This is a genomic window from Streptomyces sp. NPDC048278, from assembly GCF_040652195.1.
Lineage (GTDB): Bacteria > Actinomycetota > Actinomycetes > Streptomycetales > Streptomycetaceae > Streptomyces.
In genome coordinates this window covers 181,575-206,280 of sequence record NZ_JBEZLP010000012.1, presented here as the reverse complement: position 1 = coordinate 206,280, position 24,706 = coordinate 181,575, and the positions used below count along the sequence as shown (strand labels likewise).

Genomic DNA, 24,706 nt, shown 5'->3' with positions numbered 1-24,706 from the left:
TCCCTTCAGCCGTGGCGGCGTTCGGCGCCGGCGCGGAGTTCCCGGCGCAGCCGCTCGGGGGTCCAGCCCTCGTCGACGGCCTGTCGGAGGGTGTCCGCCTGGGAGGGCGGGGCGAGACCGTCGACCGGCGGGTCGAGGTCCAGGTCGGTGGGGAAGGGATAGCCCTCGGCGGTGGCGGCGACCACCCGGTGTAGCCAGTCCTGCGAGACGCCCTCCGCCTTGCGGCGCAGCAGCACCGGGAAGACGGCGTTCGCCATCGCCTCGCGGTCCACCGTCTCCATCGCGCGCCCGAAGGCGGAGGAGACCTGGAGCAGGTTCGCCATGCGGCGGATGCCGGTGGAGCGGTTGTGCCCGGCGGCGTGGAAGAGCGCGGGATTGAAGAAGACCGCGTCGCCCTTGTCCAGGGGGAGCTGGACGTGGTGGGCGTCGAAGTACCCGACGAACTCGGGGAGCCGCCAGGCGAGATAGCCGGGCTCGAACTTCTGCGAGTGCGGCAGGTAGAGGGTCGGGCCGGACTCGACGGGCATGTCGCAGTGGGCGACGGCGCCCTGGAGGGTGAGGACGGGCGACAGGCGGTGGACGTGCGCCGGATAGCCGGCGGCGCGTTCCTGGGAGAGGAACCCGAGGTGGTAGTCGCGGTGCACACTCTGCGCGGCGCCGCCCGGGTTGACGACGTTGACCTGTGAGGTCACCTGGTAGGCGGGGCCCAGCCAGGCCTCGGCGACCAGCGCCAGCAGGTCGTTGGCGTAGTAGTCGGCGAACACCTGCGGCGCCCGTACGGCCATCTTGTCCAGCGCGTTCCAGACGCGGTCGTTGGCGCCCGGCCGGGCGAAGTGGTCGCCGCGAGCGGTCCCGCTCGCACGCTCCTCCTCGATGAGGGCCGTGAAGGCCTCGGTGGCCCGGTCGACGACGTCCGGGTCGCCGAACGCGCCCTTGAGGACGACGACACCCGGGCCGTCGAGCAGCGCCCCGACCAGCTCGTCCTGGATTCCGATGCGGCCTTCGTCGGTGGTGGCGAGGGTGCGCAGCCGGTCGCTGTCGTAGAGGGGCACGTTCTGTTCCACGCGCTCCGCGCGAGGGTGGTCGGCGGCGTCGGTCTGCTGCTCGACGAGCGAGCGGAACGCGTCGAGGTCGCAGTCGGCCTCGGTCAGCCGAGTCGTCGGCCGAGTCCGCCGTGCCGTGGTCTGGGAGGGCATCCGGGTCCTTTCGCCGTGCCTGTTCTTCTGCCAGTCTTGAGAACCCGAACCCATCATTCAATCCTCAGCAGTGCATCAAAAGTCCATCACCGTCCACCGGGATCCGTCATGCGCCACCCCTATACGGTCAGGGAAATCGCCCGTCAGGCAGGGCTGAGCACGGCCACCGTCGACCGTGTCCTCCATCAGCGGGGCAATGTCCGGGAGGGCACCGTCCGCGAGGTCCACCAGGCCATCAAGGACCTGGACCGGCAGCAGGCCCAGGTCCGCATCGGCGGCCGTACCTTCATGATCGACATCGTGATGCAGGCCCCGGACCGGTTCTCCACCGCCGTACGCGAGGCGCTGGAGGCCGAACTGCCCGCCCTGCACCCGGCCGTGGTGCGCTCCCGGTTCCACTTCCGCGAGACCTGCCCGCCCCGGGACCTGGTCGCGGCCCTGGAGAAGATCGCCGGGCGCGGCACCCAGGGCGTGATCCTCAAGGCCCCCGACGTGCCGGAGATCACGGCCGCGGTGGGGCGGCTGGTCGCGGCCGGGATCCCCGTCGTCACCCTGGTGACCGACCTCCCGCACAGCGCCCGCCTCGCCTACGTCGGCATCGACAACCGGGCGGCCGGCGCCACCGCCGCCTACCTCCTCGGACAGTGGCTCGGCGACCGGCCCGGCAACGTGCTCACCACCATCAGCCGCGGCTCGTTCCGCGGGGAGGAGGAGCGCGAGATGGGCTTCCGCGGCGCCATGCGCGCCGACCAGCCGCGGCGGACGCTGGTCGAGGTCACCGACAGCGACGGCCTGGACGCCACCCAGTACGACCTCGTGCTCGACGCGCTCGAACGCGACGAGGACATCGTCGCCGTGTACTCCGTGGGCGGTGGCAACCACGCCACCCTGGAGGCCTTCGCGGCCCTCGGACGCGGCTGCGCGGTGTTCGTCGCGCACGACCTCGACCACGACAACACCCGTCTGCTGCGCGAGCGCCGCCTGTCCGCGGTCCTCCACCACGACCTGCGCCAGGACATGCGCCGCGCCTGCCAGATCGTCATGCGGGCCCACGGGGCACTCCCGGAGGACGGCCCCGCCCTGCCCTCGGCCATCCAGGTCGTCACGCCGTTGAACCTGCCGCCCGGGACCGCGACCGCCGCACCGGCCGGTCAGCCGTACCGGAACTCCCGGGACTCGCCGGGCCCACGGCCGCGGAACGCGTGATCAGCGGCGTCGGCTGCGGTACGACCAGCCGGTGCCGATGCCCGCCACGTGCAGGGCAAGGGCGGTCAGCCCCAGCAGCATCACGTTCGTGGAGGTGAACGTGTCGTTGGTGCTGATGTCCGCCGCGTTGATCAGAAAGGCGATGAAGAACAGGACTGCCGCAACAATGCCGGGCATGGACGGGCTCCTCTCGATGGGGTGACATCCCGTATGCCCGCACATCGCCTCCACAAGCCCGTCACCCGACCGCACCGGCTCGACGGACGCTCAGTCGAGGCAGAACTCGTTGCCCTCGACGTCCTGCATCGTGATGCAGGACTCGTTCTCGTCGTCGGCGGGCAGCAGTTGCACGCGCACCGCGCCGAGCGCGACCAGCCGTGCGCATTCGGCCTCCAGCGTGGTCAGGCGTTCTTCGCCCACGAGTCCGGTGGCGGCGCGCACGTCGAGATGGACGCGGTTCTTGACGACCTTGCCTTCCGGGACGCGCTGGAAGTACAGCCGCGGGCCGACCCCCGAGGGATCACTGCAGGCGAACCACGCACCCCGGTCCTCGGGAGGCAGCGAGCGGTTGGCGTCGTCCCAGGTGGCGAAGCCCGCGGGTGGCGGCGGTGCGACGTACCCCAGCACCTCGCACCAGAAACGGGCGACGCGCTCGGGTTCCGTGCAGTCGAAGGTGACCTGGAACTGCTTGATCGACGACATCGGCGCACCATAGCAGGGGCCTTGGCAGGGGTTCGCCCACGGACAATCGTCAGTTCCCTCTGATAACGGGTCAATTACCTTGCGGATTTCGCAATGTGGCGCGACAGCCGGGGAAGGCGGCCAGAATGTGGCGGTGAGGCCGGTGGTGTGGGGCGCCGGTTGTCGCGTGCTGTGAAAAGAGAGTTCCGTCTTCGGGCAACGGCGTACGCTCCGCGTCGAAGGAGGGTGCCATGGCCGCTCACGCGAAAGCGATCGGGATCTGGTGGCTGGCCACGATGGCCGCCCTGACCACGGCGGTCATCGCGGTCGTCCTCATGGTCCAGGCCGACTCGGGGGAGGCGTCCCCGCCCTCGCCGACCCCGCTCACCGCACCGCCGGCCGACACGCCCCGGACGACGGGCGCCACGCCCTAGCGGTCGTCGGCGACCGTCGACAGGTCGATCGCGCGGTCCAGGTCGTGCGGTCGCAGGACGCGCAGGATCGCTTCGAGGAGGTAGTAGTCGGCGTAGGGGAGGGAGATCTCGATGCCGTCCTCGGCCGGGCGGTTGCGGGTGCAGCGGGCCACCACGGCCTCGGCGCGGGTGGAGTGGGTGGTGAGGCAGGTCCCGCACAGGGCGCCGAGGATGCGCAGCGCGGTGGTGCGGTAGCGGCCACGGCCCGTGGCGGCGGCCAGGTCGAGCAGTCCGCAGGCCATGACGGCCGCGGCGGAGGCGTCCTTGACGTCGTACGGCTGCTGCGGTGCGCGGTAGTCCCAGACGGGTATGTGGTCCGGGCCCAGGGCCTGGACGGCGTAGTCCGCGAGGGCGCGGGCGGTGTCCAGGAACCCGTGGTCGCCGGTGCGGCGGTACATCGTGGTGAAGCCGTAGATGCCCCAGGCCTGTCCGCGGGCCCAGCAGGAGGTGGGGCTGTAGCCCTGCACGGTGTTCGGGCCGATGGGCGTGCCGGTTGCGGGGTCGAGGTCGTAGACGTGCGGGGTGGAGCCGTCAGGTCGTGGGAAGAGCCGCCGGGCGGTCTGCGCGTGTCCCACCGCCGCGTCCATGAACGCGCCGTCGCCGGTCTGCCGGGCGGCGAAGACGAGCAGGTCGAGGTTCATCATCGTGTCGATGATCATGCGCCCCGCGTTGTCGGAGGTGTTGAGCGCACCCCAGGCCCGCAGGTAGCGGCCCCGCGGGTTGTAGCGCTGGAGCAGTGAGCGCGCCGCCTGTACGGCGCCGTCCCGCCAGGACGTGTCGCCGGTCAGCCGCCAGGCGGTGACCCAGGACGGGGTGAACAGGAAGCCCAGGTCGTGTGTGCCGGTGTCGTACTGGCGCGGGGCCAGTTTCGCGGCCGACGCGAGGGCGAGGGAGCGCAGGCCGTCGTCGCCGCTGTACAGCCAGCTCATCCAGAGGACGCCGGGCCAGAACCCGCCCACCCAGTCGCCGTTCTGGGAGTAGACCCACTTCTCGGACTTCGTCCCGGTGGGGAAGCCGCTCACCCCGGGCGCGACGGCGCGCACCTTCGCGACCGCGTAGTCGGCCGCGTCGCGCAGCACCGCCTCAGTCGCCGTCGGCGCCCGGCCGGTGAGCGCCTGCGCGGACTGCGGTACGGCGGCGGAAGCGACCGCGGCGCCGCCTGCGGTGGCCAGCACGGCCCTGCGGGACATGTGCATGGGCTGCCTTCCTCTCCAACTGAACTGATGAGTGGGGGAGTTGAAGGAGTCTCGCATGCGGCGACGCGTGCGTACATGCATGTGCGCAATATTCAGATACGTGAACATCCTCTTGGGTGGTGCCGGTCAAGCCGACGGGCCCGGCGCCCCGCGCGCCGGGCCCGTCGGGGCGGACGGTCGGTCAACCCGCCTACAGGCTGCGGGCGGTGATGTCGCCGCGGGACGTGGTGGCGCGGATGTCGAGCTCGGTGGTGCCGTCGTTCTTCAGGGCGTTGCTGGCGCGGCCGTGGCCGGTGCCGGCGTCCAGGGCGGCCGAGACGCCGGTGGCGGCGGCGATCGAGATGTCGCCGTCCTGGGTGCGGAGCACGACCGTGCCGCGGGTCGCCTCGCCGATCCGGATGTCGCCCCGTGCGGTGCTGATCTCCGCGGGGCCGTCCAGCCGGCCGACCTCGATGTCGCCGTCGGTCGCGGTGAGGCGGAGGCTCGCGGCCTCGTCGATCTTGATCTCGCGGTACGCGCCGTCGAAGACGACGTCGCCGAGGCGTCCGACGCCGCGCAGCTCGGTGCCAGCTGCCTTGACCTCGACACGGGAGCCGGTGGGCAGCTGAACGGTGACCTCCACGGAGCCGGAGGGGCCGAAGAGCTGGTTGCCGGGGGTTCCGGACGTGATCCGCAGGACGCCGTCGGCGTAGGAGACGGCGGTCGCCTCCGCCGCCTTCACGTCGCGGCTCCTGGCGGGGCCGGTGGGCAGAACCTCGACGGTGGTGTCGGCGCGGTCCGCCGCGATGAACTGGACGCGTCCGGCGGGGATGTCCAGGACGGCGGAGATCGGGGCGGGGGTGTCGAACTTCTGCATCGTGGTCTCCCGTTGGTCCTCGTTGTTTCTGACATCGGAAACGCTACGTTGCTTTCCATGTCGCGACAACAAGTTCGTTGCGTATGGATCAAATAGAAGCAGGTCAGAGTGTATAAACTGTTGCAACGACCCGGAAGATAACGCAACGCCAGACGGGCTCACCATTGCAATGAGTCGAGAGTGAACGCTATGCTCACGAGGTCAGGGACCGCCCTGCGGGAACAGCGAGGAGATCGCGATGCCGGGAGGCAGGCTCAGCCAGCAGGAACGCCAGCAGATCGCGCTGGGGCTGGCCGACAGCCTCCCCTACGCCGAGATCGCCCGCCGTATCGACCGTCCGACCTCGACGGTCACGCGTGAGGTGATGCGCAACGGCGGTCCCGCCGCCTACCGCGCCGACCTGGCCCACCGCGCCACCGAGCGCCGCGCCCACCGCCGCCGGCCCGCCTCCTCCCGGGGCCCGGGGGCGGTCCCACAGCCGCACGGACGGGACGCCGACGCCGTGGCCGAGTACCAGGAGACGCTCACCACCGTCTTCATGCAGTCGGGCACACCCAAGATGATGGCCCGGGTGCTGGCCTGTCTCTGCATCAGCGACGCGGCCAGCCTCACCGCGTCCGAACTCGTCCAGCGGCTCCAGGTCAGCCCCGCGTCCGTCTCCAAGGCGGTCGCGTTCCTGGAGGAGCAGGGGCTGGTCCGCCGGGAGCGCGACGAACGCCGCCGCGAGCGGTACTTCGTCGACGACGACGTCTGGTACCAGTCGATGCTGGCCAGCGCGCGCGGTACCGCCCAGGTCGCCGAGACCGCACGACAGGGGGTCACCGTCCTCGGCCCGCGCACCCCCGCCGCCGACCGCCTGGAGAACATCGCCCGCTTCCTCGACTTCGTCAGCGAGAGCATCGCCCGCGCCGCCGAGCAGGCCCGCGAAGTCCTGCACAGCAGACGCGCGTAGGCGCCCGGCCGGATCGATCTTGGTGGTTCGCCCACCGTTCACAACCCCCTCACCTGCGCGAAGGCGGCCGTTCGGGCTGCGCAGGAAAGGTCCTGGCGGCCTGTCACAACGACACCCCAGGACGGACTTCGTGACCGAATCACGTGCACGCCGGTGGCGCCGCAGCCTCCGTGTTCTGCTCGTCGCCGTCGCCGGACCGACGCTCGCCGTCGGCGCCCTGACTGCGTCGCCCGCCCACGCGGCGGCGGCCGACGACATCCGGATCAACGAGGTGGTGACCACCGGAGACGTCAACGACTCCGTGGAGCTCTACAACAAGGGCACCGCCACGGTGGATCTCTCCGGCTGGATCCTCCGGGACGACAACGACAGCTCCAAGTACGCGATAGCCTCCGGCACCACGCTCGCCCCCGGTGGCTTCGTCGCCTTCGACGTGCACAGCTCCTTCGGTCTGGGCTCCGACGACGAGGCGCGCCTCTACCTCGCCGACGGCACCACTCTGGTCGACAGCTTTGCCTGGACCCAGCACTCCGACCCGTCGTGGTCGCGCTGCCCCGACGGCACCGGCGCCTTCGGCTCGGCCGCGCTCACCCTCGGCGCCGCCAACGACTGCGGCTCCGGCGGCATTTCGGCGACCGCGTGGCCGGGCGGCAGCTCGGTCGCCACCGCCGACACCAAGAACGCCTTCGGCTCCGACATGAGCGGCCTCTACCAGGAGGGCAGCGTGCTGTGGGCGGCACAGAACAGCGGCAAGCTGTGGCGGCTGGTGCCGAACGGCTCCACCGCCTGGAAGGCCGACACCGCCAACGGCTGGACGTCCGGCAAGACGCTCAAGTTCCCCGGCGGTTCGGGCACGCCCGACGACGAGGGCGTCACGCTGGCCGGCTCCGGTTCCGCCGGGGGCGTCTTCGTGTCGAGTGAGCGCAACGCGGACTCCTCCGGCACCAGCCGGCTCTCCGTCCTCAAGTACGACGTGAGCGGCACCGCCACCACCATCACCGCCTCCACCGAGTGGAACCTGACCTCCGACCTGCCGTCGGTGGGCTCCAACCTCGGCCTGGAGGGCATCACCTGGGTCCCCGACGCCACCCTGACCGCCGCCGGCTTCAAGGACGCCTCGACCGGCGCCGCCTACAACCCGGCGAACTACGGCTCGCACTCCGGCGGGGTTTTCTTCGTCGGCGTCGAGGGCACCGGCATGATCTACGGCTACGTCCTCAAGGACGGCGGCACCTTCACCCGCGTCGCGTCCGTCAGCAGCGGCATGGCCGGCGTCATGGAGCTCCAGTGGGAACCGCAGGCGTCCCGCCTCTGGGCGGTCTGCGACGACACCTGCTCCGGCCAGCACCGCACCCTGCAGATCAACTCCTCCGGCGTCCTCGCCACCACCGCCGTCTACAACCGCCCGACCGGCATGAGCAACTACAACAACGAGGGCTTCGCCGTCTCCGGCTCCGACGCGTGCAGCGGCGGCACCAAGCCCGTGTGGTGGTCCGACGACAGCAACGACAGCGGCCACGCGCTGCGCAGGGGCACCATCACCTGCTGAGGCCTGCCGGGCCGCCCGCACCGCGCTGTATCGTACGCGCGGCATCACACGCACCACCGGAACATGCGTCAACTCCCGTACCGGCACGTCGACTTCACCGACGTGCCGGTTCCTTTCGCCGCTCCCCGGAGGAACCGTGGCAACCAGCCGCCCGCACCGTTTCCGTGTGCCGCTGACCCGACGCAGATCCCTCGCCGTGACGGCCGCGCTGGCCGCGGTCTGCGCTGCCGGTCTCACCCGGCCGACCCCCGCCGCCGCGGACGCCGCGACCGACCGCGCCGCCCTCGCCCAGTGGTGGGCCCCGGTCAACTTCCAGGACGTCGACTCCACCGGCGAGACCGCGCTCGGCGGCAAGTCCGACTACATCACGTCGTACGACTACGACGGTGACCTCAACGGCCGCAACAACTGGGAGAACACCAGCCAGTTCCCGCTCGCCGCGCACGTCTACTACTCGGTCGTCCAGACCCCGTCCTTCTCCTACCTGCTGTACACGTACTTCCACCCGCGTGACTGGTCGGACGGTGTCCTCGACAACTACCAGGAGGACCTCACCGAGCACGAGAACGACGCCGAGGGCGTCCTGGTCGTCGTGGCCAACGACGGCTCCGCGCACGGTCAGTTGAAGGCGGCGATCACGGTCGCGCACAGCAACTTCTACTCCTGGGTGCCCGCGGGCAGCGACTTCACCAGCGGCCAGGAGAGCGTCGACGGCACGCTGAAGCTCCAGGGCGACCCGCACGACGACGGGCACGGGCGGCCGTTCACCACCCAGCAGCCCAACACCCACGCCGCCTGGGCCGAGGGCTACCTGTCCCAGGAACGCAGCCAGTACGCGAGCGGCGACGGCATCGTCTACTACCCCGGCTCCACCGCCGAGGTGCCGTCCGGCTCCGACGACCGTGACGTGCAGTACACCCTGACCGACGTCTTCGCCGCGAACGGCATGTGGGCGAACCGCACCCTGACAACGTTGTTCGCGACACCGGACAACTTCGCCGGCGACGACAGCTCCAACCCCTACGGCGCCAAGTGCGGCGCCGGTGGCGTCCTCGGCCCGGCCAACGGCGCCTGCGACACCGACGCCGCCAACCCGCCCTGGGCCTGGGACGACGCCGACGACCTGCCCGGCCGCGGCTACCTCGCCACCAACCCCGCCGAACTCGTCTGGGACTACTTCGACTGGCCCGGCAAGCCCTCCTCGCCCGACCTCGCCTACACCTGGGACCAGTACAACGGCATCACCTCCTGACCGGGCCTTCCCCGCGCCCCGTCAGGGGCGCGGGGAACTGCGCGACCAGCCCCCCACCGGCCCGCACTCGACGCGCGGGATCGGCCCGGAGCTGGTGTGCTGGGGGAGGGGTGACCCTACCCGTCGTACCCGTTCCGGGAGAGACGCATGAGTAGCTACCGAGTCGCGCAGGTGACCGCTCCGGGCGGGCCTTTCGAGATCGTCGAGCGGGAGGTGCCGAGGCCGGGTCCCGGCCATGTGCGGATCGCCGTGGAGGCCTGCGGCGTCTGCCACAGCGACGCCTTCTTCGTCACCGCCGCCCTGCCGGGCGTCACGTTCCCGGTGGTACCCGGTCACGAGATCGCCGGGCGGATCGAGGAGCTCGGCGAGGGCATCGAGGACTGGGGCTGGCAGCTCGGCGACCGCGTGGGAGTCGGCTGGTTCGGCGGCAGCTGCGGCCACTGCAAGCCCTGTCGGCAGGGCGACTTCATCGTCTGCGAGAACCTGAAGGTGCCCGGCTGGACCTACGACGGCGGCTTCGGCGAGCAGGTGATCGCACCGGTCGACGCCCTGGCCCGCATCCCCGACGGACTGACCTCGGCCGACGCGGCGCCCCTGGGCTGCGCGGGCGTGACCACCTTCAACGGCCTGCGGCGCAGCCCGGCCGAGCCCGGTGACCTGGTGGCCGTCGTCGGCCTCGGCGGACTCGGTCACCTCGGCGTGAAGTACGCGGTGGCCATGGGCTTCGAAACGGTGGCCGTCGCCCGCGGCGCCGACAAGGCCGACTTCGCCAAGCAGCTCGGCGCCCACCACTACGTCGACTCCACGGCCCCGACCCCGGTCGCGGAGGCGCTCCAGTCGCTCGGCGGCGCCAAGGTCGTGCTCGCCACCGCGGGCAACTCCCAGGCGATCACGGCGGCCGTGGACGGACTGGCACCCCGCGGCGAACTGGTGGTGATCGGAGCCGACCCCGAGCCCCTCGGGATCAGCCCGCTCCAGCTGCTGCTGAGCGGCCGGGTGCTCCGCGGCCATCCGTCCGGCACCGCACAGGACGTACAGGACACCATGGAGTTCAGCGCCCTGCACGGGATCCGCCCGACGATCGAACCCGTACCGCTGGAGCAGGCCGGCGAGGCCTACCAGAAGATGATGACCGGGGCCGCACGCTTCCGCATGGTCCTCACCTACGACTGAACCTTCGACTGAAGCTACGACTGGGCCTGGGCCTACGGTGGGCCTGCGGCCGAACCCAGGGCTCACGCACCGATCGCGCCGCCCTTCTCGTACGGCTCGGGCCGCAGCATCGGCCGGGACGTCAGCCGCAGCACCCCGGCCGAGGCCGCCGCGACCGCCACGGCGACGGCGGTCCTGCCAGTCAGCGCCCACAGCGCCGCGGGCAGCAGCACCCGCTCGTACATGTGCAGTTCGACGGCCCGGTCCGGACAGCGCCGCACGGTGCCGAGCACCGCGACGGCCGTTGCCGCGGCGGCCAGGCCCAGCAGCAGGAACACGGGTGCGCCGGCCGGCCCGAGCCGGCCCGGCACGAGCGGCACTCCCGCGTACTCGGCCGCCGCCAGCGCGGTCAGCACCGTCCGCGCCCGGCCGGGACCGTGCCGTACCGGCAGGGTGCCGCAGCCCGCGCGCAGGTCGTGCGGACGGTCGTCGAGGGCGAGCAGCAGATTGCCGAAGGTGCCCTGCAGGCCCAGCAGCAGCGCCGGTGCCACCAGCCGCGCGGGCGGCCAGGGCGCGGCGCAGCAGGCCCCCGCGAGCAGCGTGCACGACCACCCCGAGAAGCCGACGGCCAGGTCCCCCCACAGCCCCCGGCCCTTCAGGCTCCGCCCGTAGGCGTCCTGGGCGAGGACCGCGAGGCCGACGAAGAGCAGGGAGCGCCAGTTGGCCCACATGGCCAGCACGAACGCAGCCAGCCACAGGAGGACCGCGCACCGGCGTGCGGTGGCGGCCCGCAGCCGTCCGGAGGGGACGGGACGGTACGGCTTGGTCCGCGCGTCCTCGTGCCGGGTGAGGTAGTCGGCGGTGTAGAGCGCCCCGGCACAGGCCGTGAGGCCGAGCATGCCCGCCAGGACCAGCCGCGCGGGCTGGACGGAGGGAGCTGCCAGCGCGGCGCCGAGCGCCGTGATGACGGGGATGACCACCAGGTCGTACGGGCGCAGCGTCTCCAGATGGCCGGACAGCCGTGCCGACCTCAACCGGTACCGCCCGCACGCCACGGCCCGGGTGCCAGCGCCTCGGCCGTCCGGCACAGCGCGGCCCGGTGCGGGCCCGGCGGCAACGCGTCCAGCTCCCGGCGGGCCCGTTCCGCGTAGGCGCGCGCGAGCCGCGTGCACTCCTCCAGCGCGCCCGTCTCCACCAGCAGCCGCCCCACCTTCTCCGGATCCGCCGAGACCGGCCCGGCCAGCAGCAGGGGCAGGCTGGGCCGGTCGTTGCGCAGGTCGCTGTCGGCGGGCTTGCCCTCCCGGCCGGCCTCCGGGCCGTACGGCAGCAGGTCGTCGCGGATCTGGAACGCCACCCCGAGCGCCTCGCCGTACCCGGCCAGGGCCCGCGCCTGCCCCGGCGAGCCGCCGCCCAGCACCGCGCCCGCCTCGCAGCACGCGCTCAGCAACGCCGACGTCTTCAGCCGGACCATCTCCAGATACCCGACCACCGGGTCCGGCGTCCGCACCGGGTCCAGTTCCCGGGCCACCCCCTGCGCCATCCGCCGGCCGGCCCGCGCCAGCGTGCCCACGGCCCGGAGCACGGCCGCCTCCGGCACCCCGCGCCCACCGCACTCCACCACCTGCTCGAACAGCGCGAACATCAGCGCGTCACCGCCCAGGACGGCCGCGCCGGGACCGAACCTGGCGTGCCCCGACGGCTTGCCCCGGCGCAACCGGTCGTCGTCGAGGATGTCGTCGTGCAGCAGGCTCGCCACATGCACCAGCTCCACCCCGACCGCCGCCGGCATGACCCGCTCGTACGCCCCGCCCACGGCCGCCGCCGACTCCAGCAGCAGCACCGGCCGCACCAGCTTTCCCGGCGGGTGCAGCGCCCAGCGGTGCACCTCGGCGAGCGGCTCCCCGGCGGCCCGGGACAGCCAGTCCCGCAGGCCCTGCTCGACGGAGGCCGCCGTGCCGTTCTCGTCGTACCGCATACCCGGTCCTCACTGCTGATCGTTCCCCTGGCGGTGAACGAGCCACGCTCGGCGGTGTCACGAGGCTGCCGGAGGCACGACGGGCGCGCGCCCCGGCGTACGGGCGCGTCCGGCTCAGCCGGATACCACGCGCGCCGCGAGCAGCGCGATGTCGTCCTCGGAGCCGGCGGCGAGGTGCGCCAGGACTGTGTCCAGGATCTTGTCCAGCGGATCGGTGGGGCACAGCGACAGTCCCGTCAGCCGGGCCAGACCGCGGTCGATGTCCTCGCCGCGCCGCTCCACGAGACCGTCGGTGTACAGGAGCAGCACCCCGCCGCGTTCCGGGGTGACACCCTGCTCGTACCGGCCGAGTCCGCTGCCCAGCGGCGGCCCGACCGGCACCGGGACCAGCTGCATCTCGCCCTGCGGGGTGAGCCAGACCGGCGGCAGGTGGCCGGCGCTGGCATAGGTGAGCGTGGCGACGTCCGAGTCGCCGAGCGCGAGGAAGCAGGTGGCCACCCGCTCGAAACCGGAGTCGGCGACCATGCGGTCCGCGTGCTGGAGGATGCGGCGCGGCGAGAGTCCGGCGAGGGCCAGGGCGCGCAGCGTCGAACGGTAGTGGCTCATCGCCACCGCCGCGTCCACCCCGTGGCCCATCACGTCCCCGATGACCAGCATCGTGCGGCCGTCGGGCAGCGCCAGGACGTCGTACCAGTCGCCGCCGATCAGCGAGCCGTCGTCGGCGGGACGGTAGCGGGCGGTGGTCTCCACACCGCCGTGCCGCTGCAACTGGCCGGGCTCGGCCAGCAGGGCCCGCTGCAGCTCCAGGGCCATGGTGTGCTCGCGTTCGAAGCGGACCGCCCGGTCCAGGGCGCGGGCGGCGCGGGCGGCGAGCTCGCGGGCCACCGTGGCGTCCTCGTTCGAGAACGGCGCGGAGTCCCCGGCCCGGGCCAGCATCAGGATGCCGAGCACCCTGCCGTCGGAGACCAGGGGCGCGAGCAGCACCGAGTGGACCCGGGCGGTCAGACACGCCTGGGCGGGCGCCCAGCGCGGGATCAGCGACCGCCACTGCGCCACGGTGATCGCGTCGCGCCGCCAGATCCGGCCCGCCGCCAGGTTCCGCCGGGTCCCGGTGGCGCGCGGCCAGCCGACCAGCTCCCCGCGCGCGTCGAGGGCCGCGAGACCGGTGACCAGCCCGGGACGCGTGGCGTACGCCGCGAGCCGGGTCGGCGTCCGCCGCGCCGACGCCGTGTCCGGCGGAGTGAGCTCCACCCCGGCCGCGTCCGCCAGTTCCGGTACGACGAACTCCGCCAGCTCCCGGCAGGTCCCGGCGACGTCGGTGCCGGTGCCGATCCGGGACGCGGCCGAGTCCAGCAGCGCCAGCCGCCGGTGGGCGCGCTCCAGCTCGTACACGTACTGCTGCGGCTCGCTGATCTCCAGGCCCACCGCCGCGACGCCCACGACCTTGCCGGTGCCGTCCACGAGCCGGTGGTAGACGCACCGCCACTCCCGGACCTGGTACGGCGAGTCCACCCAGGTGCGTCCGGTGACGATGGCCTCGCGCGGCCGTCCGTCGTGGAGGACGTCCCGCAGCACCTGGTCGGGCCGCTGGATGTGCGGCAGCACCTCGTGCTGGGTGCGGCCCAGGTAGGCGGCGGCGGGCAGGCCCGTCGCCCGGGCCATGTGCGGGTTGACGTACAGGTAGCGCAGATCGGTGCCGAGGACGGCGAAGCCGACGGCCGCGCCCTCGACGATCCCGCGCAGCATGTCGAGGTAGGCGATGCCGTCGGGGGGTGCGTCCGCGGCGGCCGGAGCCGGTGCGCCCCGCGCGCCCGGCGTCTTCGGGGCGTCCCGTGCGGTCGCCGCCGGTGCGGTCGCTCGTCGTGAGGAGGTGTCCCTGTCCACCCGGTCCTCCTCGCCTGCCCCCTCCCTCGGCCGCCCTCATCGTGCAACAGGTCCCGGCACGGCGCATCCCGGGCGGATCCGCTCACAGCGTCCCGAGCGCGGCTGTGCGGCGGCCTTAACCCCCGTTGATCAGGAGCGGTGACGCCGGTGTAATCAGCCGTACCTACCGTCGGGGTCGGATGGAAGAAGCCGACCAGCAGGAACAGGGGGCGCCCGTGGCCGCGCCGGACTCGCGCAGCACCGACACCGGCAGGGTGCGGACCGTCTGCTCGTATTGCGGGGTCGGCTGCGGCATGGTCCTGGACATCGGCATGGGCCCGGACGGCCGCCGTACCGTCCTGAAGGCGTCCGGCGACAAGGAGCACCCGGCGAACTTCGGCCGGCTGTGCACGAAGGGCGCCACCACCGCCGACATGCTCGCCGCGCCCGGCCGGCTGACCACCGCCCTGCTGCGGCCCGAGCGGGGCGCGGAGGCGGTGCCGTCGGCCGTGGACGCGGCCGTCGCCGAGACCGCCCGGCGGCTGCGCGCGATCGTCGACGAACACGGCCCGGACGCGGTCGCCCTCTACGTCTCCGGGCAGATGAGCCTGGAGGCCCAGTACCTCGCCAACAAACTCACCAAGGGGTATCTCCGCACCAACAACATCGAGTCCAACTCCCGGCTGTGCATGGCCAGCGCCGGCACCGGCTACAAGCTCTCGCTCGGCGCCGACGGCCCGCCCGGCTCGTACCAGGACCTCGACAAGGCCGACGTCTTCCTCGTCATCGGCGCCAACATGGCCGACTGCCACCCCATCCTCTTCCTGCGCCTGATGGACCGGGTGAAGGCGGGCGCGAAGCTCATCGTCGTCGACCCGCGCCGCACCGCCACCGCCGCGAAGGCCGACCTGTTCCTCCAGGTCAGGCCGGGCACCGACCTCGCGCTCATGAACGGCCTGCTGCACCTGCTGCACGCGAACGGGCACACCGATCCCGACTTCGTCGCCGCTTGCACCGAGGGCTGGGAGGCGATGCCGGAATTCCTCGCCGACTATCCGCCCGCCACGGTCGCCGAGGTCACCGGCATCCCGGAGGCCGACCTGCGCGCGGCGGCCCGGCTGATCGGCGAGGCGGGGGAGTGGACCAGCTGCTGGACCATGGGCCTCAACCAGTCCACGCACGGCACCTGGAACACCAACGCCCTGGTCAACCTGCACCTGGCGACCGGGAAGATCTGCCGCCCCGGCAGCGGCCCGCTCTCCCTCACCGGCCAGCCCAACGCCATGGGCGGCCGGGAGATGGGGTACATGGGACCGGGCCTGCCCGGCCAGCGGTCGGTGCTCGTCGACGCGGACCGCGCGTTCGTCGAGGAGCGATGGGGGCTGGCGCCCGGTTCGATCCGCGCCGACGGCGTGGGCAAGGGCACGGTGGAGATGTTCCGGAAGATGGCCGACGGCGAGATCAAGGCCTGCTGGATCATCTGCACCAACCCGGTCGCCTCCGTCGCCAACCGCAGGACTGTCATCGAGGGCCTGGAGGCCGCCGAGTTCGTCGTCACCCAGGACGTCTTCACCGACACCGAGACCAACGCCTACGCCGACGTCGTCCTGCCGGCCGCCCTGTGGACCGAGACCGAGGGCGTCCTCGTCAACAGCGAGCGCAACCTCACCCTCGCCCGCCCCGCCGCCGACCCGCCCGGCGAGGCCACCGCGGACTGGCGGCTGATCGCCGGGGTGGCCCGCGCGATGGGATACGAGGACGGCTTCTCCTACGACAGCGCGGAGGAGATCTTCGAGGAGATCAAGGGCTTCCACAACCCGCAGACCGGCTACGACCTGCGGGGCGTCACCTACGACCGGTTGCGCGCCACCCCCGTCCAGTGGCCGGCCGCCACCGCGGAAGGACCCGACCGCAACCCCGTCCGGTACGTGAACGCCGACGGCTCCCTCACCTTCGCCACAGCCTCCGGACGCGCCGTCTTCCACGCCCGGCCGCACCTCGATCCCGCCGAGATGCCCGACGACGACTACCCGTTCGTCCTGAACACCGGCCGCCTCCAGCACCAGTGGCACACCCTGACCAAGACCGCGAAGGTCGCCAAGCTGAACAAGCTCAACCCGGGCCCGTTCGTCGAGGTCCACCCCGAGGACGCGGCCGGGCTCGGGCTCGCCGACGGCGACTCCGTGGAGGTCGCCTCCCGGCGCGGCCGGGCGGTGCTGCCGGCGGTGGTCACGGACCGGGTGCTGCCCGGAACCTGCTTCGCGCCCTTCCACTGGAACGACCTGTTCGGCGAGTACCTCAGCGTCAACGCGGTGACCAGCGACGCGGTCGACCCGCTGTCGTTCCAGCCCGAGCTGAAGGTGTGCGCGGTGTCGCTGACCAAGGTGGCCACAGCGGTGAGCGTGCAGGCACCGGGTGCCGAGGCGACCCCGGCCGTCGCCGCCGCACCCACGACTGCTTCCGCCGCCGTACCCGGTGCCGCCGCGCTCCCCGCCACCGTCGCCGTCGCGCCCACCGCGGTGCCGCTCTCCGCCGCCTCCGTCTTCGGCCTCGACCCCGCCCCGCCGCCGGTCCTCACCGCAGCCGAACGGCAGTACCTGGTCGGTTTCCTGGCCGGCGTCCCGGTCGGCGTCCCGGGCGTGCCCGTGCTGCCGCCGGACGCGCCGTTCAGCCCCGAGCACGCCCGGTGGGTCAACGGCACCCTCGCCGGCATGTACTCCCGGTCCGCCGCGACCCCGGCTCCGCCGCCCACGCCCGGCCGCCAGGTGGTGGTCCTCTGGGCCTCGCAGACCGGCAACGCCGAGGACTTCGCCGCCACCACCGCCGAGCGCCTCACCGCGGGCGGCCACGCGGCCTCCCTCGTCGCCATGGACCAGGCCGACCCGGCCGCCCTGCCCGCGGGCGCCGACCTGCTCCTGATCACCAGCACCTTCGGTGACGGCGACGCCCCCGACAACGGCGCCGGTTTCTGGGACGGCCTCGCCGCCCTCGACAGCGGGCGCCTCGAAGGCCGCCGGTACGCCGTGCTGGCCCTCGGCGACTCCAGCTACGACGACTTCTGCGGGCACGGGCGGCGCCTGGACAGCAGGCTGGACGAGCTCGGCGCGGTCCGGATCGCGCCGCGCACCGACTGCGAACCGGACTACGAGACCCGGGCGGAGGCCTGGCTCGACCAGGTGCTGACCGCGCTCAAGGACGGCCCCGCGGCACCGCCCCCCGCCCCCGCCAGGCCCCGGCGCCCCGCCCCCACCACCGCCCGCCTCGTCGGCAACCGGCCGCTCAGCCTGCCCGGCGCCGGCAAGGAGGTCCGGCGCTTCACCTTCGACACCCGCGACAGCGAGACCCCGCTGGTCTACGAGGCGGGCGACGCGCTCGGCGTCCGCCCCCTCAACTCCGCAGCCCTGGTGACGGAATGGCTGACCGCCACCGGACTCGACGCCGCAACCGGCGTGCAGGTCGACGGAGTCGGCGAAGTCCCCCTCGCCGAGGCCTTCTCCCGCCACCTGGACATCACCCGCGTCACCCCGGACCTGCTCCGCTTCACCGCCGAACGCGCCCGTGACCCGCGTGAGTTGCGCAAGCTGCTGCGCCCCGACAACAAGGACGAACTGGCCAAGTGGTCCTGGGGCCGGCAGGCGGTCGACGTCGTCGCCGAGTTCGGCGTCCGTGCGCCCGCCCAGGAGTGGGCGGGCGTCCTCGGCAGGCTCCAGCCGCGCCTGTACTCCATCTCGTCCAGCCCGCTGACCGACCCCCACCAGGTCTCGCTCACCGTCTCCGTCGTCCGCTACGAGAACCTGCGCGGCACGCCCCGGCAGGGCGTCTGCTCGCCGTTCCTCGCCGACGCCGAACCCGGGACGCCGGTCCCGGTGCACGTCCAGCGCTCCCCGCACTTCCGGCCGCCCGCCGACCCCGCCACCCCCATGGTCATGGTCGGCCCCGGCACCGGTGTGGCGCCGTTCGTCGGCTTCCTGGAGGAGCGCCGGGCCCGCGGCCACCGCGCTCCCAACTGGCTGTTCTTCGGCGAGCAGCACCGGGCCACCGACTTCTACTACGAGCAGGAACTCACCGCCCTGCTCGCCGAGGGGACCCTGAGCCGCCTCGACACCGCCTTCTCCCGCGACCAGCGGGCCAAGGTCTACGTCCAGGACCGGATGCGCGAACACGGCCCGCTGCTGTGGTCCTGGCTCCAGGACGGCGCCCACTTCTACGTCTGCGGCGACGCCTCCCGGATGGCCAGGGACGTCGACCGGGCCCTGAAGGACATCGCCACGGTGCACGGCGGACTGACCGAGGACGAGGCGACGGCGTACGTCAAACAGCTGGCCGCGGACCGGCGTTACGTCCGGGACGTCTACTGACCCCCGCTGACCTGCACTGACCTCTACTGGTTGTCCATCAACTGGTGCATGGTGAGGGCGAGTTGCAGCCGGAACCGGCCCTGCGGGGTGCGCACCGACCAGCCCAGCAGATGCTCGGCGTGCGTCAACCGGTCCTGGAGCGTGGAGTGATGGACGCTGACGTCGGCCGCCGCCGCCCGCAGGCTCGCCGTCGACGCGACCGCGTGCAGCGTACGCAGCATCCACGGCGCGTCCGCCGCGGCGGCCCGCACGGCACGGACGTCCGGTGCCGGTTCCGCACCGGGCACGACGAGATCGGCGAGCAATGCGACCCCGCCCAGCTCGTCGGCGTGCACGACGGGCTGGCCGCCGGGCTCCCGCGCGCCGCCGTCGGAGGTGAACCGCAGCGCGGTACGGGCCGCCGACCAGGACCGGGGGAGGTCCACGGCGGCCACGGCCGTCCCCACGCCCGCACGTCCCGCGGGCAGGACCGGCGGCGGCCCGGCGGCCACGATCAGGGGCGGCCCGCCGGCCGCCGCCACCGCACGGTAGCGGGCCGCCGGGTCGGTGGTGTCCAGGCCGAGCCTGCGGGCCGCGTGCAGCCGGGCGGGCAGCGGGGCGCCGGCGTCCAGGACCGTCTCGACCAGCGCGGGGTCGTCCACCGGCGGCCCCGGGGCCCGCCCCCGGGTACGGTCGAGCACCGATCGTACGGCCGCCGAGGCCCGCTCCAGGATCACCGCGTCGACGACGCTCGGACCGTCGGCCCCGGACCGCTCCAGCCACAGCGCCGGCGGCCCGTCCGGCACCAGCGGGGCGCACGGCCACCCGGGCTCGGGCGCGCCCACCAGATCCGTCCGCCGCCCGTCCGGCTCCACCCGCACCCGGACCCGCCGCTCCTCGTCGGTCAGCCGCGCCGGACACCCGGCGAGCACGGCGGCCCCGCGCACCAGCGCCTCCAGACCGGCCCTGGTCTCGGCCAGCCGGTCGAAGTAGGCGATGACCGCGACGGCGGCCCCGGCATCCGGGTCCACCGCGGCCAGCCGCCCCGCCAGCTCTTTCATACGGCCATGATGCGCCATCCGGCCCGGAGCCGAGGAGAGCCCGGCACGGCAGGCAACCGATGCGGGCGCCCGCCCCTCCTAGCTGTCGAGACCGGGCGGCGCACAGCGCCGGCACAGGAACCCGACCGAAGGAGCCCCGCTTGGACCGCCACGAGCCCGCGCGGGCCGCCGCCGGACCGTCCCGCCGCAGATTCATGGTGTACACGGTGGCCGCGGCCACCCTCACGGTCGCCGCCCCGCTCGGCTGCGACGCCCCGCGGGCCGACGGCGCCACCGCGGCCCCCGGCGTCCTGGTCACCGGCACCGACGAGGAGATGCTCGTCCTGGAGGTCACCGCGGCCAACGAGGTCGTCGTACGGCTGCCCCGCGTCGAGGTCGGCCAGGGCATCACGACCGCCGTCGCCATGATGATCGCCGAGGAGCTGGACGCCCGCCTCGCCGATGTCCGGATCCCGCTCGCCGACGCCCGCAGCAAGGGCAACCAGTACACCGGCGGCTCCAGTTCGGTCAGCTCGCTGTACGGCCCGGCCCGGCAGCTGGCCGCGACCGCGCGCGCCCGGCTGGTGACCGCCGCCGCCCGCCGCTGGCGGCTGCCCGCGCGCAGCCTGCGCACGTGGAACACCATGGTCGTGGCCCCCGACGGCCGGCTCGCCACCTTCGGCTCCCTGACCGCGAGCGCGGCCCGGATCCGCACCCCGGACGTCTCCAGCAAGCCCAAGCCGGCCTCCCGGCACCGGGTGATCGGCAAACCGACGACCAGGATCGACGCCCGGGACATCGTCACCGGCGCCGCGAAGTACGCCGGGGACCTGGCGGTGGCGGGTGCCAAGCCGACCGTGGTGGCCCGGCCGCCCACCCTGCGCGGCAAGCTGGTCTCCCTGGACGACACGGCGGCCCGCGCCCTGCCCGGCGTCCACGCGGTCGTGCGGGTGCCGGGTGGGGTCGCCGTCGTGGCGGACACCTTCCACCACGCCTTCCAGGCCCGGGACGCGCTGCGGATCACCTGGGCCGACGGCCCGCTCGCCCCCCTGTCCGACAAGGAGATCCGGGCCCGGCTGCGGGCCGCGGTGCCCCGGCTCGGCACCCCGCCGCGCGGATCGACTCAGGTCGAGGGCGAGTTCGCGTTCGCGTTCGTCAGCCATGCCCCGATGGAGGTGCTGACGGCCGTCGCCGACGTCCGCGCCGACCGGGCCGAGCTGTGGTTCGCCACCCAGACGCCGATGGAGGCCCGGGAGACCGTCGCCGACCTGCTGGGGCTGTCGAAGACCGCCGTACGGGTCCATGTGCTGCGCGGCGGCGGCTCGTTCGGGCGGCGGCTCAATTTCGACCAGGCGATCGAGGCGGTCCTCGTCTCCAAGGCGGCCCGCCGGCCCGTCAAGCTGATGTGGAGCCGCAACGACGACATCCGGCACGGCAGGATGCGCCCCGCCGACCACCACCGGATCCGGGCCAGTGTCGCCGGAGGCCGGGTGGTGGCCTTCCAGCACATGACGGCCTCGGTGGGGGAGTCCTCCGACGAGCCGGGCGCGACCGCGCAGTCCGCCGGCGTACGGCCGTTGCCCAGTGACAGCGGGCTGTACAACTTCGGCCGGGTGGGCGGCGATTCGGGCGGCATCGAACTGCCGGTGCCGCTCGGCGCCTGGCGCTCGGTGGACTCCGGCACCATGCGCACGGCGGAGGAGATCGTCGTCGACGACATCGCCCGCGCGCTGGGCCGGGACCCGGTCGCCTTCCGCCGTACCACGTTGCGCGGCAAGGCGGTGAAGGCCGTCCTCGCCAAGGCCGCCGCCGCCGGGCACTGGGGGCGCCGGATGCCCGCGGGTACCGCGCAGGGCGTCGCCGTCCACGAGGAGTACGGGTCCGCCGTCGCCTGCCTGGCCGAGATCGACGCCACCGACCCGAGGAACCCCCGGGTCACCAAGGTGGTGATGGCCGCCGACGTCGGTACGGCCGTCAACCCGCGCGGCCTGGAGGCGCAGCTCATGGGCACCGTCGTCGACGGCATCTCGACCGTGCTGCGCGCCGGGCTGCACATCGACCGGGGCGCGGTCCGCGAGGGCAGCTTCGCCGACTTCCACTACGCCCGCCAGCGGCACGCCCCGCTGGTCTTCGAGGCGCACATCGTGCCGTCCGGCGGGGACCCGGGCGGCGCCGGTGAACTCGGCGTCCCCGCGGCGGCGGGCGCGGTCGCCAACGCCTACGCCCGCGCCACCGGCAGGAAGCCGCGCAGCTTCCCCCTCGACTTCTGACCGCCGCCCCTCCCGCCCTTCCCAACTCCCAGAAGGCACCGATGCGTTCGTATTCCTTCGTGCTCAACGGCAAACCGGTGACGGTCGAGGCCCCCGCCGACATGCCCCTCCTCTGGGTCCTGCGCGACCTGCTCGGCGTCACCGGCCCCAAGTACGGCTGCGGGGTGGGCGTCTGCCGCGCCTGCACCAGCCACCTCGACGGTGAGGAGATCCAGCCGTGCACGGTCCCGGTCGCCGACTGCGCCGACCGCGCGGTCACCACCATCGAGGGCCTGGCCGACGGCGACACCCTGCACCCCGTCCAACAGGCCTGGCTGGACTGCGACGTGGCCCAGTGCGGTTTCTGCCAGCCCGGCCAGATCATGGCCGCCGCCGCCCTCCTGAAGCACACCCCGCACCCGACGGACGCCGACATCGACGCCATCGAGAACGTCTGCCGCTGCGGCACCTACTCCAGGATCAGAGAGGCGATCAAGAAGGCCTCGGCGAACGGGGGTTGAGCCCCGGCCCGCTCCACCGCCCGACGTGGGGACGGCGACCGAGGACGATGGTTCAGGGACTTATGGAGGCCGAGGCACCGACGTAGGGACGCTCAGACATAGACGAACGGACGCCCTGACACAGCCCATCGGCCGACGCCCCCGAACCCGCTCCCGCCCCACGATGGGTCCAGCCGACGAGCGGGAGGTACGAGACGTGAGGACAGCACGGGGGAGGGCGGTCGCCGCCGCCCTGGTCATGGCGGCGGCCGTACCGGCGTCGACGGCCGCCGTACCGGCCCCGCACCACCACCGCCACCACCCGTCACCACCCACCCGGCTCTACGTGGCCCCTTGGGGTGACGACCACGGACCCGGCACCTTCGACCGCCCCTTCGCCACCCCGGCCCGTGCCCAGCGCGCGGTACGGGCCGTCGCCCCGCGCATGACCTCGGACATCACGGTGAACCTGCGCGGCGGCACCTATCGCCTCACCTCCCCTCTCCGCCTGACCACCGCCGACTCCGGCCGCCACGGTCACCGGGTGGTCTACCAGGCGTACGGCTACGGCACCGCACACCAGGAGCCGGTCACCCTCAGCGGCGGCCGGCCGGTCACCGGCTGGCGCCCCGACCCCGCCCGGCCCGGCGTCTGGCGGGCCGACGTGGGCGGCCTGGAGACCCGCCAGCTGTACGTCGACGGCCACCGCGCCCCCCGCGCGTCCCTCGGAGCCGCCCTGCCCGGCAAACTCACCGTGACCGCCACCGGCTACACCACGACCAGCAGGATCCCCCGCTCCTGGCACCGCCCCGCCGACCTCGAAGTCGTCTACCGCTACGACTACGTCGAAGGCCGCTGCGGTGTGAAGGCGGTCTCCGCGTCCGCCCCCACCAGGACCACGATCACCATGGACCAGCCCTGCTGGCGGCTGGCCCGGGCCCTCTACGGCGCGGACGCCGTCACCCGCACCCACGACGTCGAGAACGCCCCCGACTTCCTCACCCGGGCCGGCACCTGGTACCTGGACCGCTCCCGCCCCGGCCACCACACCCTCCTCTACCGCCCCCGCGCGGGCGAGGACATGACCCGCACCGAGGCCGTCGCGCCCACCCTCCGGACGCTGCTCGCCGGCACCGGGGCCTCGGCCTCCCGCCCCCTCCACGACCTCACCCTGCGCGGCCTGACCCTCGCCCACGCCACCTGGCTGGCACCGAACGAACCGGCCGGTTTCGCCGCCGCCTGGAGCATGTACATGCGCCCGGGCCGGGGCGGCGACATCACCGCCCTCACGGTCCCCGGCAACGTCACCTTCCGCCACACCGACCGCATCACCCTCACCGGCAACCGCTTCGTCCACCTGGGCGCCCAGGGCCTCACCCTCACCGCCGGCACCTCCCGCACCACGGTCACCGGCAACGTCTTCACGGACATCTCCGACGGGGGCATCTCCCTGGGCGTCCTGCCACCGGCCACCCGCGGCACCAACACGGGCAACCGCATCACGGACAACCGGATCCACCACGTCGGCGCCGAGTACCGCGCCGCCTCCGGCATCTGGAACAGCGCCACCCAGGACACCCTCATCGCCCACAACCAGGTCGACCACGTCCCCTACACCGGCATCCTCTCCGGCCCCAGTGAGGACCTGCGCGGCCTGACCCGCCGCAACCGCATCATCGGCAACCGGGTCTTCGCCACCAACCGCCTGCTGGCCGACGGCGGCGGCATCTACCTGCGCGGCGACCAGGGCCCCGGCTACGCCGACGGCGCCCTGGTCGCCCGCAACGCCGTCACCGACAGCCCGGGCACCGTCTGGAACGTCGGCATCTACACCGACGACTCCAGCAACCACATCACCGTCCGCGACAACGTCGTCCACGACTACGTCGCCTCCATCGGCGGCTGCAGCGAGAACTGGGGCAACCGCCCCGTCCGTAACATCCGCTACACCGGCAACTACTGGGACGACAAGGTCCCCGCCTGGCTCGCCCGCCGCCCCTACCCGGGAGCCTGGCCCCCCGCCCCCGACTGCGGCGACCCCCACCACCTCCACTTCACCTCCAACACCCTCCTCACCCCGACCACCCCCTGCACCACCCACCCGACCTGCACCACCATCACATCCACCGCGGGCCCGAGGCCGCCGTACCGCAGGGTGCTCGGCCTGCGCTGACCAGGAGCTTCCCCGCCCACCTGGTCAAGATCGTAAAAAGTCGGTCGTTTCCGGAC

The 24,706-nt window shown here is 73.2% G+C and carries 19 protein-coding genes; 10 read left to right on the top strand and 9 right to left on the bottom strand.

The features are described from left to right. Nucleotides 1-5: 5 nt before the first annotated feature. Entirely contained in the window at nucleotides 6-1,196 is a 1,191-nt protein-coding gene (locus AB0D74_RS22510; protein ID WP_362589640.1) for a phytanoyl-CoA dioxygenase family protein, read from the bottom strand. A gap of 108 nt (nucleotides 1,197-1,304) precedes the next feature. Here AB0D74_RS22510 and AB0D74_RS22505 point away from each other — a divergent pair, with 108 nt between their 5' ends. Beyond that, entirely contained in the window at nucleotides 1,305-2,402 is a 1,098-nt protein-coding gene (locus AB0D74_RS22505; RefSeq protein WP_362589637.1) for a LacI family DNA-binding transcriptional regulator, read from the top strand. Here the strand turns inward: AB0D74_RS22505 and AB0D74_RS22500 are convergent, their stop codons facing one another. Then, the gene (locus AB0D74_RS22500) at nucleotides 2,403-2,579 is read right to left on the bottom strand and encodes a hypothetical protein (protein WP_362589634.1); all 177 of its coding nucleotides are present in this window, start codon (nucleotides 2,577-2,579) and stop codon (nucleotides 2,403-2,405) included. Between the two features lie 90 nt (nucleotides 2,580-2,669). Continuing rightward, nucleotides 2,670-3,104, bottom strand: coding sequence for a VOC family protein (locus AB0D74_RS22495; protein WP_362589631.1), 435 nt, complete (start codon nucleotides 3,102-3,104; stop codon nucleotides 2,670-2,672). Nucleotides 3,105-3,334: 230 nt separating this feature from the next. Between AB0D74_RS22495 and AB0D74_RS22490 the strand changes: the two genes are divergently transcribed. Further along, entirely contained in the window at nucleotides 3,335-3,517 is a 183-nt protein-coding gene (locus AB0D74_RS22490) for a hypothetical protein (protein WP_362589628.1), read from the top strand. Here AB0D74_RS22490 and AB0D74_RS22485 read toward each other — a convergent pair. Both AB0D74_RS22485 and AB0D74_RS22480 read right to left on the bottom strand, forming a co-directional pair. After that, the gene (locus AB0D74_RS22485; protein WP_362589625.1) at nucleotides 3,514-4,752 is read right to left on the bottom strand and encodes a glucuronyl hydrolase; all 1,239 of its coding nucleotides are present in this window, start codon (nucleotides 4,750-4,752) and stop codon (nucleotides 3,514-3,516) included. The genes AB0D74_RS22490 and AB0D74_RS22485 overlap by 4 nt on opposite strands. 190 nt (nucleotides 4,753-4,942) lie before the next feature. Then, nucleotides 4,943-5,608: a DUF4097 family beta strand repeat-containing protein gene (locus AB0D74_RS22480; RefSeq protein WP_362589622.1), complete on the bottom strand. Its 666-nt coding sequence runs from the start codon at nucleotides 5,606-5,608 to the stop codon at nucleotides 4,943-4,945. 238 nt (nucleotides 5,609-5,846) lie between these two features. Here AB0D74_RS22480 and AB0D74_RS22475 point away from each other — a divergent pair, with 238 nt between their 5' ends. The 4 genes from AB0D74_RS22475 (at nucleotide 5,847) to AB0D74_RS22460 (ending at nucleotide 10,534) form a co-directional block, all read left to right on the top strand. Continuing rightward, the gene (locus AB0D74_RS22475) at nucleotides 5,847-6,560 is read left to right on the top strand and encodes a helix-turn-helix domain-containing protein (RefSeq protein WP_362589619.1); all 714 of its coding nucleotides are present in this window, start codon (nucleotides 5,847-5,849) and stop codon (nucleotides 6,558-6,560) included. Between the two features lie 130 nt (nucleotides 6,561-6,690). Beyond that, the gene (locus tag AB0D74_RS22470) at nucleotides 6,691-8,109 is read left to right on the top strand and encodes a lamin tail domain-containing protein (RefSeq protein ID WP_362589616.1); all 1,419 of its coding nucleotides are present in this window, start codon (nucleotides 6,691-6,693) and stop codon (nucleotides 8,107-8,109) included. Between the two features lie 166 nt (nucleotides 8,110-8,275). Next, nucleotides 8,276-9,361 (top strand): hypothetical protein, encoded by a 1,086-nt coding sequence (locus AB0D74_RS22465; protein WP_362589613.1) that lies wholly within the window; start codon nucleotides 8,276-8,278, stop codon nucleotides 9,359-9,361. 147 nt (nucleotides 9,362-9,508) lie between these two features. Further along, a complete protein-coding gene (locus AB0D74_RS22460; RefSeq protein ID WP_362589610.1) occupies nucleotides 9,509-10,534 on the top strand; it encodes an alcohol dehydrogenase in 1,026 nt (341 codons plus the stop codon). A gap of 62 nt (nucleotides 10,535-10,596) precedes the next feature. Here the strand turns inward: AB0D74_RS22460 and AB0D74_RS22455 are convergent, their stop codons facing one another. The 3 genes from AB0D74_RS22455 to AB0D74_RS22445 all read right to left on the bottom strand — a co-directional run bounded on the left by AB0D74_RS22455 (nucleotide 10,597) and on the right by AB0D74_RS22445 (nucleotide 14,372). Next, complete coding sequence (locus AB0D74_RS22455; RefSeq protein WP_362589607.1) at nucleotides 10,597-11,547, bottom strand: UbiA family prenyltransferase; 951 nt, start codon at nucleotides 11,545-11,547, stop codon at nucleotides 10,597-10,599. Then, nucleotides 11,544-12,488 carry a polyprenyl synthetase family protein gene (locus AB0D74_RS22450; RefSeq protein ID WP_362589604.1) on the bottom strand — a complete coding sequence of 315 codons (945 nt, stop codon included), beginning with the start codon at nucleotides 12,486-12,488 and terminating at the stop codon, nucleotides 11,544-11,546. Before AB0D74_RS22450 ends, AB0D74_RS22455 begins: the two co-directional genes overlap by 4 nt. A gap of 114 nt (nucleotides 12,489-12,602) precedes the next feature. Beyond that, on the bottom strand, nucleotides 12,603-14,372 hold the full coding sequence (locus AB0D74_RS22445) for a SpoIIE family protein phosphatase (RefSeq protein ID WP_362589601.1): 1,770 nt from the start codon (nucleotides 14,370-14,372) through the stop codon (nucleotides 12,603-12,605). A 215-nt stretch (nucleotides 14,373-14,587) separates the two neighbouring features. On the opposite strand from AB0D74_RS22445, the gene AB0D74_RS22440 reads away from it, so the two are divergent. After that, complete coding sequence (locus tag AB0D74_RS22440) at nucleotides 14,588-18,709, top strand: bifunctional nitrate reductase/sulfite reductase flavoprotein subunit alpha (RefSeq protein WP_362589872.1); 4,122 nt, start codon at nucleotides 14,588-14,590, stop codon at nucleotides 18,707-18,709. A gap of 23 nt (nucleotides 18,710-18,732) precedes the next feature. On the opposite strand, the gene AB0D74_RS22435 is transcribed toward AB0D74_RS22440, so the two are convergent. Beyond that, nucleotides 18,733-19,749 (bottom strand): helix-turn-helix domain-containing protein, encoded by a 1,017-nt coding sequence (locus tag AB0D74_RS22435; protein ID WP_362589598.1) that lies wholly within the window; start codon nucleotides 19,747-19,749, stop codon nucleotides 18,733-18,735. A 194-nt stretch (nucleotides 19,750-19,943) separates the two neighbouring features. Between AB0D74_RS22435 and AB0D74_RS22430 the strand changes: the two genes are divergently transcribed. From AB0D74_RS22430 to AB0D74_RS22420, 3 genes are all read left to right on the top strand, one after another. Next, nucleotides 19,944-21,998 carry a molybdopterin cofactor-binding domain-containing protein gene (locus AB0D74_RS22430; protein WP_362589868.1) on the top strand — a complete coding sequence of 685 codons (2,055 nt, stop codon included), beginning with the start codon at nucleotides 19,944-19,946 and terminating at the stop codon, nucleotides 21,996-21,998. A gap of 41 nt (nucleotides 21,999-22,039) precedes the next feature. Continuing rightward, a complete protein-coding gene (locus AB0D74_RS22425; RefSeq protein ID WP_362589595.1) occupies nucleotides 22,040-22,498 on the top strand; it encodes a (2Fe-2S)-binding protein in 459 nt (152 codons plus the stop codon). 196 nt (nucleotides 22,499-22,694) lie between these two features. Then, entirely contained in the window at nucleotides 22,695-24,650 is a 1,956-nt protein-coding gene (locus tag AB0D74_RS22420) for a right-handed parallel beta-helix repeat-containing protein (RefSeq protein WP_362589592.1), read from the top strand. Nucleotides 24,651-24,706: the final 56 nt, after the last annotated feature.